A 12620-nucleotide genomic window follows, 5' to 3' on the forward strand; every position below is an offset into this window, starting at 1 on the left:
CGTGGACCTTGTGCTGTTGACGGGAAAACGCGAGCCGGCCGCATCACCGGCGTGGCGCCAGGATCGCGGGCGGGGTCATCACGCGCAGGGGCGGCGCCTCACCGATGAAGGCCTCGACCTCGACCAATGCCGAATGGGCAATGGGTGCCTGCGCGAGGGAGGAGGTGCCCTTGTCCAGCGTGAGAACATTGGCGTTGCCATGCAGCTCCAGCCCATCCGGCCCCGGGTCGAACCAGGCACCGGTCGCAAGCTGGACGACGCCGGGCATCATCGCATCGCTCAGCACCGCGCCCGCGAGGCAGGCGCCGCGCGTATTGAAGACCCGCACCAGCATGCCATCGGTGATGCCGCGCGCCGCGGCATCGGCCGGATGCAGCAGGACCGGCTCGCGCCCCGCCACCTTCGACTCCTGGGCGACACGGCCATTGTCGTATTGGCTGTGCAGCCGCGTGCGTGGCTGGTTGGAGATGAGGTGCAAGGGGAATTGCGCTGCCTCTGCCGCGCCCAGCCATTCCGCCGGCGGCAGCCAAACCGCATGGCCCGGGCAATCCGCATAGCCGAATCCCGCGATGGCATCGCAGAAGAGTTCGATGCGGCCGGATGGCGTGGGCAAAGGTGCCGTTTCCGGCGCGGCGCGGAAGTCCTCGAACAGGTTCTTCTCCGTCGTCGGCGGTGGCAGCCGGATATGGCCATCGGTCCAGAACGCCTCGAAATCCGGCAGGTTCAGGTCATGTGAGGCGGCACGCTGGCGGGCGAGGGCGTAAAGGTGCCGCACCCAGCCCATCTCGTCCCGCCCGCCGGTGAAGGCCTCGCCGAGGCCAAGCGTGGCGGCAATGCCGGACAGGATGGCGAAATCACTGCGCGCCTCCCCGACGGGCTCGATCAATTGCCGCATGGCGAAGAGATGCGCCTCGCCCGTGGCGATGCCGAGGTCGTTGCGCTCGGCCGAGGTGGTGCAGGGCAGCACGATGTCCGCGTGCCGGGCCATGGCATTCCACCAGGGCTCATGCACCACCACCGTCTCCGGCCGTTGCCAGGCGCGGACGAGTTTGTTGAGGTCCTGCTGGTGATGGAAGGGATTGCCGCCCGCCCAATAGACCATGCGGATATCCGGGTAGCGCCGTCGCGCGCCGTTGAACGCATAGGCGCCACCGGGGTTCAGCAGCATGTCGGCGAGGCGGGCGACCGGGATGTAGTCCCGGACCAGGTTCCTGCCCTGCGGCAGCGCGGGCCAGGAGAAGGGATGCGGCGTATTGCCGATGCGGTTGCTGCCGCCATAGCCGAAGCCGAAGCCCCCGCCCGGCAGGCCGATCTGCCCCAGCATGGCGGCCAAGGTGATCGCGGCCCACAGCGGCTGCTCGCCATGATCCGCCCGTTGCAGCGACCAGGCGACGGCGATCATGGTACGGGTCGCGGCCATGCGGCGCGCCAAGGCGCGGATGGTCTCGGCCTCGATCCCGCAGATCGCCGCGGCCCAATCGGCATCCTTGGGCTGGCCATCGGCCGCGCCGGTCAGATACGGCAGGACGCGATCGAAGCCCGTGCAGCAGCGGTCCAGGAAGGCGGTGTCGTGCAACCCCTCGGCCCAGAGCGTATGGGCCAGGGCCAGCATCAGCGCCGTGTCGGTATTCGGCCGCAGCGGCAGCCAGGTCGCACCCAACTCGGCGGCGGTATCCTCGCGGATCGGGCTGATGTTCACGAATGCGGTCCCGGCATCGCGGCAGCGCCGCAGCGACTCCGCGATGGTGTGATGCCCGACACCGCCCGCCGAGATCTGCGTGTTCTTCACCGGCAGGCCGCCGAACATCACCATCAGCCGGGTATGGCGCTCGATGATCGGCCAGGGCGTGTGCCGCGCCACCAGGCTGTCCTGGCTGCCGAGGATATGCGGCAGCAGCACCTCGGCCGCCGCATAGCTATGGGTGGTGACCGAGGCGGTGTAGCCGCCGACCAGGTTCAGGAAGCGGTGCAGCTGGCTCTGCGCGTGATGGAAGCGCCCTGCGCTGGCCCAGCCATAGGAGCCGCCGAAGATGGCGCCATTGCCATGCGCCGCGGCGACGCGAAGGATCTCCCCCGCCACCAGCGCCTCGGCCTTTTCCCACGACACCGGCACGAAGGGTTCCTGCCCCCGCGCCGCGCGGCTGGCCGGCCCATGCGCCAGCCAGCCGGCGCGCACCATGGGCTGGCGGATGCGCAGATCGTCGGTGAGCGCCCCGGGGATGGAGCGGCCGATGGGGGAGGGGTCGGGATCGCCTTCCAGCCCATCCAGGGCCTGCAACCGGCCATCCTTCACCTCGGCGCGGTAGGCGCCCCAATGGGTGAAGAGCAGGGGGCGCCTGTCGTCAGGCATCGGCGGCCAGACCGGCGAAGCCATTGTCCAGCACGGGGGCGGCGCGTTCCGCCGCGGCCGCGCGGAAGGCGATGCCACCTGCGACCCGCCAGAAGCTGAAGGCCAGGGTCTCGCCCGGATAAAGCGGCCCCGCGAAGCGCGCGGCGAAGCGCGTGAGCCGCGCCGGATCATGCCCGCAGAAGCGCCGCAGCACCTCGGCGCAGGCGATGGCGAAGGTGCAGGCGCCGTGCAGGATCGGCCGCTCGAACCCCACCTCGCGGGCGAGGCGCGGATCGACGTGCAGCGGATTGCGATCGCCCAGCAGGCGAAAGAACAGCGCCTGGTTCAACGCTGTGGCGACGCGGGATTGGGCATCGGGGGCGGTCTCCGGCACGCCGGCCGCCGTCACACCCTGGCCCACCGCACCGCCGAAGCCGCCGGCGCCGCGCACGAACATGGTGGAGAGCACGCTGGCCGCCACCGCCCCGTCCTGGCGCAGCAGCGTCTCGGTGAAGACCAGCCCGCCCCGCCCCGCGCCCTTGTCATCCAGCCCGATGATGGCGGTCTCCGCCAGCGCCGCGCCGGAAGGGGCGAGGGGGTGGAAGAAGCGCAGGTCGAGCGCGCCATGCACCACCTGCGGCAAGGCGATCTTCCCGGCCTCCAGCCAACTGTCGTCGAAGGCGAGCATCGTCGCCATGCTGGGCAGCACGCGCTGGCTTTGTTCCCCCTGGCCCCGCTCCCAGACAAACGGCAGATCCGCCGCCTCGCCCCCCGCGCCCATCCCCGCCGCCAGGGCGTAGAGCAGGCTGTCCCGATCGGCATAGGCCACATTGCGTGTGGGAATAGAGAGGGCCATGAGCCCCGTGGGATCGAGCGGCATCATCGGCCCTGTTGGTGCTGCGGGGTGGAGCATGCTGCCATCCTGGTTGATTTGCAACGCCGTGCCTATATTTGGAACAGGCGATGACGCCGCTGTCCGAGGATCGCTTGATGCCCCACCCCCGCCTGTCCCAGATCCAGGCCGCCTGAGCGCATGTCGGTCACGGTCGAAAAGGCGCTCCAGCTCATCGAGGCGATGGCCCGTGCCGGCAAGCCGGTCGGGGTCAGCCAGCTCGGGCGGGACCTGCAGATCAACAAGAGCACCGTCCACCGGCTGCTCGATACGCTGGTGCGCCAGGGCTACGCTTGCCAGGAGGAGGACAGCGGCCGCTACGCCCTGTCGGTGAAACTCTGGGAAATGGGCATCGGCGTGGTGCGGGGCCTCAGCCTGCCCCAGGTCGCCCGCCCGCTGCTGGAGGCCGCGGCACTGGAGACGGGCGAGACCACCATGCTGGGCGTGGTGCAGGAGCGGGAGGTGCTGATCATCGACAAGGTCGACTCGCTGCACCCCCTCCAGATATTCTCACCGCTCGGCACCAGGCTGCCGATCTGCAACTCTGCCTTCGGCCGAGTGCTGCTGGCCTTCCAGCCCGAGGCCTTCATCGAGGCCGCCGTCGCCGAATTCGCGCCCCGCACCGCCTTCGGCATCCAGACCCAGGCGCAGTTGCGGGAGGATCTGGCCCGCATCCGGGCGGAGGGCAGTTCGCAATCCCGCGACGAGTGGCAGATCGGCATCGCGGGGGCCGCGGCCTCGATCCATGACGCCAAGGGCGGTGTCGCCGGCGCTTTCTGCATCACCGGCCCGACGGCGCGGCTGACCGAGGCCAAGCTGCGCGACTGCCGCGCCCGCTGCGTCGCCGCGAGCCAGGCCATTTCCCAGCAGCTCGGCCATATCGCCCCGGGGCCGGCGCGTCAGGCGGCCGGGGCGCAGTAGAGGCGATACAGCGTCTCCAGCATCGCCTCCACCTCGGCGCTGCTGAGGCGGTAGTAGATCGTTTGGCCATCCCGCCGGGTCTCGACCAGCCGCAGATCCCGCATCCGGGCCAGATGCTGCGACAGCGCGGCGGGGGCCAGGCCGACAAGCTCCGCCAACTGGCCGACGGATTTCTCCCCTTCCAGCAAATGGCACAGCACCATCAACCGCTTGGCGTTCGCCATGGCGGTCAGCATCCGCGCGGCCTCCTCGGCCTTCGCCTCAAGGGCTGCGACAGGGGTATCCATGAGATCCAATTTCATCTTGACATTTTAGCATATGCGAATGTATGAAGCAAATATCAATTTCCTCGGAAGGGGATCGCCGATATGGCCCTCACCACCTTCACCCCGCTCGCCTCGCTGCTCGGCGGCGCGCTGATCGGCCTGTCTGCCGTGATGCTGATGGCCGCCACGGGCCGCATCGCCGGGATCAGCGGCATCGCCTCGCGGTTGCTGCCGCCCTATGGTGATAACGGGTTTGGTGGCCGCCTGGCCTTCGTGCTTGGGCTGGTCGCCGCACCGCTCGCCATCATGCTGCTGACCGGCACCGTCCCGGCCCAGGTGATCGAGGCGGGCCCCGCGTTGCTGGTCGTGGCGGGGCTTCTGGTCGGCTTCGGTTCGGTCTGGGGCAATGGCTGCACCTCGGGCCATGGCGTCTGTGGCCTGGCGCGGCTGTCCCCGCGTTCGCTGGTGGCGACGCTGGTGTTCATGACGACCGCCATCGCCACCGTCTTCGTCACCCGCCATTTGTTGTGAGATACGCCATGGTGATCCTGGTGCAATTCCTGGTCGGGCTGGTGTTTGGGACCGGCCTTGTCGTCTCCGGCATGTCCAACCCGGCCAAGGTGCTGAACTTCCTGGATGTCGCGGCGATCCCCAGCGGCGGCTGGGATGCCAGCCTCGCCTTCGTCATGGCGGGCGCGATCGCGGTGGCCTTCGTCGGCTTCCGGCTGGTGCTGCGGCGCGCGCGGCCGGTCTTCGACACCGCCTTCCATCTGCCAACGGCGCGGGAGATTGATTCGCGCATCATCCTCGGCCCGGCGATCTTTGGCATCGGCTGGGGGCTTGCGGGGTTTTGCCCGGGTCCGGCCCTCACCGCCCTTGGCACCGGCGGCGGCGCCGCGGCGATCTTTGTGGCAGCGATGCTGGCCGGCATGGCCGGCGCCCGCTGGCTGGCCAATCAACGGAGTCTGCCCCGGAGCGCAAATTCCCGGGCCTGACATACACAGAGGAGGCTTCGCATGACCGACACCCTCGCCCTCTCGGTGAAGCCCGAGGTGACCGCCTTCTTCGACGCGCCCACCAACACCGTCAGCTACGTGGTCAAGGACCCCGCGTCCGAGGCCTGCGCCGTGATCGATTCGGTGATGGACATCGACTACGCGGCCGGCCGGATTTCCTACGGATCGGCCGACGCGATCATCGCGCACATCACGGCGCATGGGCTGCGGCTGGAATGGCTGATCGAAACCCATGTCCACGCGGACCATCTCTCCGCCGCGCCCTATATCCAGGGCAAGCTCGGCGGGAAGATCGGCATCGGCGAGAACATCACCATCGTCCAGGACACCTTCGGCAAGGTGTTCAACGAGGGCACCGAGTTCCAGCGCGACGGCAGCCAGTTCGACCGGCTGTTCAAGGACGGCGATACCTACCGCATCGGCACCATGCCGGCCTTGGCCATGCATACCCCCGGCCATACCCCCGCCTGCATGACGCATGTGATCGGGGATGCCGCCTTCGTCGGCGACACGCTGTTCATGCCCGATGGCGGCTCGGCGCGCGCAGATTTCCCGGGTGGGGACGCGCGCACGCTGTTCCGCTCGATCCGGCGCGTGCTGGACCTGCCGCCGAAGACGCGGCTGTTCATGTGCCACGACTATGGGCCGAACGGGCGGGACATCCGTTGGGAAACCACCGTCGCCGAACAGCGCGCGCACAACATCCACGTCAGGGATGGCATCAGCGAGGATGCCTTCGTCGCGATGCGCGAGGCGCGCGACAAGACGCTGGCCATGCCGCGGCTGATCCTGCCGTCCTTGCAGGTCAACATGCGCGCCGGCGCCCTGCCGCCCCCGGATGACAGCGGCAAGCGCTTCCTCAAGGTGCCGCTGAACAGCCTCTGAGGAGGCCCTTGCCACTTGTCCCTGTCTGGTAGTACCAATTTGGTATGACCAGTTCGGATGACCGCCGCAGCCTGCCCCCCGCCGCCCCGCTCGACGAGCGGGGCAATCTGATCGGCCGGCTGCTGCCCTTCATCGCCCATCGGCGGCTGGAACCTGGCGACCGCCTGCCCTCCGAGCGTGAACTGGCCGAACGCTTCGGCGTCGGCCGCGGCGCGGTGCGCGAGGCGCTGGCGGTGCTGGAAACCCTGCGCATGGTCGAGCGGCGCCCGAACTCGGGCATCTATCTGCGATCGGTGGAGCGCCAGGGCTCGATCGAGGCCATGGTGCTGCAAGCCGAGCTTGGCGTGCCACTGGCCGAGTCCGAGGTGCGCGAGGTCGTCGAGCTGCGCCGGATCATGGAAATCCAGGGCGTGCGCCTCGCCGCCAGCCGCCGCCACACCGACGACATCCAGCGCCTGGACACGATCCTCGCCGAGGGCGCGTGGCTTGTCGCGCTTGGCGAGAACCTCGCCGATTACGACGCCGCCTTCCATCTCGCGATGGTCGAGGCGACGGGCAATCATGTCTTCCTGCGCGTGGTCAACGCCTTCTACCTCATGTCGCGGAACCGGCGTTGGCAGTACTTCGCCGATGGGATGCGCGCGCCCCTTTCGCATCAGCAGCACGTCGCCATGCGCGACGCGGTGGCGGCGGGCGACCCGGATGCGGCCGAGGCGGCGATGGGCAGCCATCTGCAGAGTGTCGAAGGCTACTGGCTGGAATTGTTGAAGCGACGATCACGCGGGGACTGAACCTGCGGAGCGTTGGGGGGAAAGCAAAAAATGAAGGTCACCGACGTCATCTGCCATGTGCTGCAATCCAAGGTGGAGCAGCCCTTCACCTCGGCCCGTGGCTGGCTCTACACCACGCGCGCCTCCTGCATCGTCGAGATCACCACCGATGAAGGGATCACCGGCTGGGGCGAATGCTACGGCCCGGCGGTGGTGAACAAGGCGATCATCGAGACGCAGTATCGCAGCCGCGTGATCGGCCGCGATCCCTTCGATGTCGAGGTGGTCTGGGAGGATCTCTACAACCGCATCAAGGATTATGGCCTTACCGGCATGACCATCGCGGCGCTGTCGGGCATCGACATCGCGCTGTGGGACATCATCGGCCGCGCGGTGAACAAGCCGATCCACAAGCTGATCGGCGGCGCGCACCGCACCGAGATCACCGCCTATGCCACCGGCCTCTACTTCATCGACATGGACCGGCTGGTCGAGGAAGCGGTGGAGGAGGCGCAAAAATACGTCGCGCAAGGCTTCACCGCGATCAAGATGAAGATCGGCCTTGGCGATCCGCGCCTCGACCTCAAGCGCGTCGCCGCGGTGCGTGAGGCGATCGGGCCCGATGTGAAGCTCGCGGTGGATGCGAACCATTGCTTCACCGTGCCGCAGGCGATCCGCCTCGGCCGTGCCATGGAGCCGCTGGACCTGTTGTGGTTCGAGGAGCCGATCAGCCCCGAGGACCACGACGGCTACGTCGAGGTGACGCGGGCGCTGGATATGGCGGTGGCCGGTGGCGAGAATGATTTTACCCGATGGGGTTTTCGGGACGTGATCGCGCGCAAGGCGATGGATATCGTGCAGCCCGATGTCTGCGCCGCCGGCGGCATCAGCGAATGCCGCAAGATTGCCGCCATGGCTTCGGCGCATGGGGTGGAATGTGTGCCGCATGCCTGGGGCTCCGCGATCGGACTGGCCGCAACGGTGCAGTTCCTGGCGGCCTTGCCCGACACGCCGCCGGCCTTCCGCCCAATGCCGCCGATGCTGGAATTCGAGCAGACGCCGAACCCGCTGCGCGACCATCTGGCGCGGGAGCCGATCGTGCAGACCCGCGGCATCGTGCGCGTGCCCGATGGTCCAGGGCTCGGCATCGAAGTCGATCGCGCCGTGCTCGCGCAATACAAGGTCGCCTGAGGATGCTGGTCGCCCTGACCGATCCGATCGATCCCGCCGGCGAGGCTCTGTTGCGCGCCGCCGGGCATGCGGTGGAGCTGCCGGGAGCCGCGGGCCTGGATGCGCTGCTGGCCCGTGCCGATGCGGTGGTGGTGCGGCGCAAGCTGCCGGATGACCTGGCCGCCCGCGCGCCGCGCCTGCTCGCCGCCGTGCGCCAGGGCGTGGGTGTGGACATGATCCCGGTGGAGGATTGCACCGCCCATGGCATCCTCGTCGCCAATGTGCCCGGCGCCAACGCGGATTCCGTGGCCGAATTCGCCATCGCCCAGATGCTGGCGATCGCGCGCCATGCCGAGGGCATGTATGCCGAGTTGCTCGCCAAGGGCTGGGATATCGCGCGCGGCCGCACCGCGACGGCCAGCGAATTGCGCGGCCGTACCCTCGGGATCATCGGCGTCGGCGCGGTGGGCCGCCGCCTCGCGGAGATCGCGCTGCATGGCTTCCGCATGCGCGTCATCGGCCATCGCCGCGACCGCGCCGCCATGCCGCCCGACGTCACCTATGCCGATCTGGACACGATTTTTTCCGAGAGCGACTACATCGCGCTCGCCTGCCCGCTGACGGCGGAGACGCGCGGCCTCGCCTCGGCCGCGCGGATCGCGCGCATGCGCCCCGGCGCTTGGCTGCTGAATCTCGCGCGCGGGCCGGTGGTGGAGGGCACGGCCCTGCTTGCGGCGCTGCGCGAGGGCCGCATCGGTGGTGCCGCGCTCGACGTCTACGACGAGCAGCCGCTGGCCGCCGACCATCCGCTCCGCGCCCTGCCCAATGTCCTGCTGACCCCGCATGCCGCTGGGCTCAGCCGGGAGGCGGTGGTGCGGATGAGCACCGGCGCCGCCGAGGACACCATCCGCATCCTGCGCGGTGAGCGCCCGCGCAACTTCGTCAACCCATCCGCCTGGGAAGCGTCGCGCGACCGGCGCCGCGCCCTGGGCACCCCGGAGCTGGTCTCGGCATGAAGATCTCGCAGATCCACGCGACCTGGTGCCGCGTGCCGATCCCCTTCGATCGCCAGCACACCAGCGACTTCGGCCGTGTCACCACCTTCGATTCCGTGATTGTGCGGGTGGATAGCGACACCGGTCTGGTCGGCTGGGGCGAGGCCAAGGCGGGGGTCGGCAGCGCCGCCGCCTGCGCCGGCCTCGCGGCCATCATCAACCAGGATTACGCGCCGCTGCTGATCGGCCAGGACCCGCGCGACATCTCGCGGCTCTGGGACGTGATGTACAACACGCCGCGTGAGGGCTTCGCGATTGCCAATGGCCATGGCCTGCCCCAGGTCGGGCGGCGCGGCCTGTCGATCTCGGCGATCGCCGGCGTCGATGTGGCGCTATGGGACATCCTCGGCAAATCGCTCGGCGTGCCGGTCTGGCGGCTGCTGGGCGGGCGCAGGATGCAGCGGATGCCGGCCTATGCCTCGGGCGGCTGGGCGGATGCGGACAACATCGGCGCGCAGCTGCAAGGCTATTGCGACAAGGCCGGGTTCCGCGCGGTAAAAATGCGCGTGGGGGTGATGGATGGCTCGCCCGCGCGCTCCGCCGCACGGGTGCGCGCCGCGCGCAAGACGCTCGGCCCGGACATCAAGCTGATGGCCGATGCGCATGGCACCTGGACGGTGGCCGAGGCTCGCGCCTTCTGCCGCATGGTCGAGGACCAGGACCTGTTCTGGTTCGAGGAGCCGGTCAGCGCCGACGACAAGCACGGCCTCGCGGAAGTGCGACGCTGCTCGACCGTGCCGATCAGCACGGGGGAAAGTGAATTCACCCGGCATGATTTCCGGGAGATCGCGGAGCTGCGCGCCGCCGATGTGCTGCAACCGGATCTGGCCATCGCCGGCGGGCTCACCGAGGGCTTGCGGATCTCGGCGCTGGCCTCGGCCTTCAACCTGCGGCTCGCGCCGCATCTGTGGTCCGGCGCGCCGGCCTTCGCTGCCGGCATGCATTTGGCTGCGACGCAAAGCGCGGGCTTCATCCTGGAATACTCGCTCGGCCACAACCCGATGCTGCACGACCTGATCGAGGAGGATTTCCCTGTCCTCGACGGCCACATCGAGATTCCCGACCGCCCGGGCCTCGGCATCACCGTGCGCCAATCCTTCCTTGACCGATACGCTCAGAAGCCGGGAGCAGGCGCATGACCAAGATCGCCAATATCGAGGCCTTCCCGACCTCCTTCCCGGTGCCGGAGGGCGGCAGCGTCGCCCTCGGCGTCGGCCGCGCGGTGAAGCGCGATGCGGTGGTGGTGAAGGTGACCACCGACGACGGGCTGATCGGCTGGGGCGAGAGCCACCATGGCCGCGCCCATACCGCCGTCGCGGCCTTGTTGCAGACCACGCTGAAGCGGCTGGTGCTGGGCATGGAGGCAACCGACACGGTTGGTGTCTGGCACAAGATCTATCGTGGTCAGTTGGCCAGCCACGGCATGGGTGCGGGCTGCGCGCTGGCGATGTCGGGGCTCGACATGGCGCTGTGGGACATTCGCGCCAAGGCCGCGGGGATGCCGCTGTACCGGCTGCTCGGTGGCGCGTCGAAGCCGGTGCCGGCCTATGCCGGCGGTGTCGCGCTCGGCTACCAGCCGCCCGACGAGCTGGTCGCCGAAGCCCGCCCGCATATCGAGGCCGGCTATCGCGCCGTGAAGCTGCGGATCGGCGATACCGTGGCCAACGACATCGCGCGGATGCGGGCGGTGCGCCAGGCCTTCGGCGAGGACATCGACCTGTTGGCGGACGCCAACACCGCCTATCGGCTGGAGGATGTGCGCCGGGTCATGCCGGTCATGGACGAGCTCGGCATGGGCTGGCTGGAGGAACCCTTCCCCCCGCATGATCGCCGCGCCTATGCCCAGGCGCGGAGCTATGGCCGCACCCCGCTCGCGGTGGGCGAGAATCATTTCACCCGGTTCGAATTCGCGCCGCTGCTGGATGATGGCGCCATCGGGATCTGGCAGCCGGACCTGTCCAAATGCGGTGGGCTGACCGAGGCGCTGCGGATCGCCGCCATCGCCTCAGCCTACAAGATCGCGATCCACCCGCATAGTTCCATGACCGGGCTGAACCAGGCGGCAACGATCCACTTCCTTTGCGCCATCGACAACCCCGGCTATTTCGAAGCGGATGTCTCGCGGAAAAACCTGTTCCGCGACGCGCTGGTCAGCGAGCCCTGGCGCATCGGCGCCGATGGCTGCGTTCGCCCCAACGAGACCCCCGGCATCGGCGTGGAGGTCGATGACGACTGGCTCTTCGCCCATCCCGCGATCGAGGGCCCCGGCTACATCTGAGTTCACGGCGATCGCCCCGACAGAGGGCGGCGCATCACCAGAGAGGAGGCATTCATGACACAATTCCACAGGCGGGTCGCAGCCGTGCTCTTCGCGGCGGGCACCTTGTTCGCAACCTCGGCCAATGCCGCCGACCCGGCGTTTCCAAACCGTTCCATCCGCTTCCTCAACCCGTTCTCGCCGGGCGGCACCTCGGATCTGATCGGGCGCATCCTTGCCGATCAGCTCTCGCAACAGCTCGGCCAGAATGTGGTGGTCGATACCCGCACCGGCGGCGGCGGCGTGATCGCGACGCAGGAGCTGGTTCGCGCCGCGCCCGATGGCTACACGATCCTGCTGGCCTCGATGGGCATCATGACCATCACGCCGCAGATGCAGGCGGTGCCTTATAATGTGGAAACCGATGTGATCCCGGTTGTGCCCGTGGCTTCGGTCTACAACGTCCTCGTCACCGGCCCGAACTCGGAGATCACCTCCTGGCGCGATCTGGCGCAGGCCGGCAAGAATGCCGCCCGCCCCACGACCTGCGCCACGGTGGGCGCGGGGTCCAGCCAACAACTGTCCTGCGTGCTCTTCGCCTCGCTGACCGGGTCACAGATCACCCAGATCCCCTATCGCGGCGGGGCGCCGGCGATCATCGACATCACCGCCGGCCGCGTCGATGTGATGTTCGGCAACATGCCGGAATTCATGGGGCAGATCCGGGGTGGCGGCCTGCGCGCGCTCGCCTATGGCGCGGCATCCGCCTCGCCGCTGTTGCCGGAGCTGCCGGTGATCGCCAAGGACGGGCTGCCCGATTTCGTCATCCCCAACTGGTTCGGCGTGGTGCTGCCCGGCCAGACCCCGCCTGAGCTGGTGGCGCGCTGGAATACCGAGCTGAACCGCGCTTTGGCCGCCCCCGATGTGCAGCGTCGCTTCGATGAGAACGGGCTGCAGCGCCTGGGTGGCTCGCGGGAGGATTTCCTGCGCCAGATCGGCACGGATCGCGCCCGCTGGGGTGGCATCATCCGCGCGCACAACATTCGCCCGGACTGAACC

Annotated in this window: 13 protein-coding genes; 10 read left to right on the forward strand and 3 right to left on the reverse strand. The window is 68.7% G+C overall.

From position 1 onward, the window contains the following. Nucleotides 1–43: 43 nt before the first annotated feature. Both C8P66_RS02890 and C8P66_RS02895 read right to left on the reverse strand, forming a co-directional pair. A complete protein-coding gene (locus C8P66_RS02890; RefSeq protein ID WP_211314007.1) occupies nucleotides 44–2350 on the reverse strand; it encodes a molybdopterin guanine dinucleotide-containing S/N-oxide reductase in 2307 nt (768 codons plus the stop codon). Beyond that, the gene (locus C8P66_RS02895) at nucleotides 2343–3212 is read right to left on the reverse strand and encodes a MaoC/PaaZ C-terminal domain-containing protein (protein ID WP_158537074.1); all 870 of its coding nucleotides are present in this window, start codon (nucleotides 3210–3212) and stop codon (nucleotides 2343–2345) included. Before C8P66_RS02895 ends, C8P66_RS02890 begins: the two co-directional genes overlap by 8 nt. A gap of 150 nt (nucleotides 3213–3362) precedes the next feature. On the opposite strand from C8P66_RS02895, the gene C8P66_RS02900 reads away from it, so the two are divergent. Next, nucleotides 3363–4142, forward strand: a complete 780-nt coding sequence (locus C8P66_RS02900) for an IclR family transcriptional regulator (RefSeq protein ID WP_111396628.1) — start codon at nucleotides 3363–3365, stop codon at nucleotides 4140–4142. On the opposite strand, the gene C8P66_RS02905 is transcribed toward C8P66_RS02900, so the two are convergent. Beyond that, nucleotides 4121–4444: an ArsR/SmtB family transcription factor gene (locus tag C8P66_RS02905; RefSeq protein WP_111396629.1), complete on the reverse strand. Its 324-nt coding sequence runs from the start codon at nucleotides 4442–4444 to the stop codon at nucleotides 4121–4123. The genes C8P66_RS02900 and C8P66_RS02905 overlap by 22 nt on opposite strands. A gap of 66 nt (nucleotides 4445–4510) precedes the next feature. Here C8P66_RS02905 and C8P66_RS02910 point away from each other — a divergent pair, with 66 nt between their 5' ends. Genes C8P66_RS02910 through C8P66_RS02950 form a run of 9 tightly spaced genes read left to right on the forward strand, consistent with a single transcriptional unit; the run spans nucleotide 4511 to nucleotide 12617 of the window. Next, nucleotides 4511–4939, forward strand: coding sequence for a YeeE/YedE family protein (locus tag C8P66_RS02910; RefSeq protein ID WP_111396630.1), 429 nt, complete (start codon nucleotides 4511–4513; stop codon nucleotides 4937–4939). An 8-nt stretch (nucleotides 4940–4947) separates the two neighbouring features. Next, on the forward strand, nucleotides 4948–5403 hold the full coding sequence (locus C8P66_RS02915) for a DUF6691 family protein (RefSeq protein WP_111396631.1): 456 nt from the start codon (nucleotides 4948–4950) through the stop codon (nucleotides 5401–5403). 21 nt (nucleotides 5404–5424) lie between these two features. Next, the gene (locus C8P66_RS02920) at nucleotides 5425–6309 is read left to right on the forward strand and encodes an MBL fold metallo-hydrolase (RefSeq protein WP_111396632.1); all 885 of its coding nucleotides are present in this window, start codon (nucleotides 5425–5427) and stop codon (nucleotides 6307–6309) included. A gap of 44 nt (nucleotides 6310–6353) precedes the next feature. Further along, nucleotides 6354–7100: a FadR/GntR family transcriptional regulator gene (locus C8P66_RS02925; protein ID WP_111396633.1), complete on the forward strand. Its 747-nt coding sequence runs from the start codon at nucleotides 6354–6356 to the stop codon at nucleotides 7098–7100. Between the two features lie 30 nt (nucleotides 7101–7130). Beyond that, nucleotides 7131–8270, forward strand: a complete 1140-nt coding sequence (locus tag C8P66_RS02930) for a mandelate racemase/muconate lactonizing enzyme family protein (protein WP_111396634.1) — start codon at nucleotides 7131–7133, stop codon at nucleotides 8268–8270. A gap of 2 nt (nucleotides 8271–8272) precedes the next feature. Next, entirely contained in the window at nucleotides 8273–9265 is a 993-nt protein-coding gene (locus C8P66_RS02935) for an NAD(P)-dependent oxidoreductase (protein WP_111396635.1), read from the forward strand. Then, nucleotides 9262–10443 (forward strand): mandelate racemase/muconate lactonizing enzyme family protein, encoded by a 1182-nt coding sequence (locus tag C8P66_RS02940; protein ID WP_111396636.1) that lies wholly within the window; start codon nucleotides 9262–9264, stop codon nucleotides 10441–10443. Before C8P66_RS02935 ends, C8P66_RS02940 begins: the two co-directional genes overlap by 4 nt. Then, nucleotides 10440–11582 (forward strand): mandelate racemase/muconate lactonizing enzyme family protein, encoded by a 1143-nt coding sequence (locus C8P66_RS02945; RefSeq protein WP_111396637.1) that lies wholly within the window; start codon nucleotides 10440–10442, stop codon nucleotides 11580–11582. Before C8P66_RS02940 ends, C8P66_RS02945 begins: the two co-directional genes overlap by 4 nt. Nucleotides 11583–11636: 54 nt before the next feature. Continuing rightward, entirely contained in the window at nucleotides 11637–12617 is a 981-nt protein-coding gene (locus tag C8P66_RS02950) for a Bug family tripartite tricarboxylate transporter substrate binding protein (RefSeq protein WP_111396638.1), read from the forward strand. Nucleotides 12618–12620 lie beyond the last annotated feature (3 nt).

This window comes from Humitalea rosea (assembly GCF_003253705.1).
GTDB classification, from domain to species: domain Bacteria; phylum Pseudomonadota; class Alphaproteobacteria; order Acetobacterales; family Acetobacteraceae; genus Humitalea; species Humitalea rosea.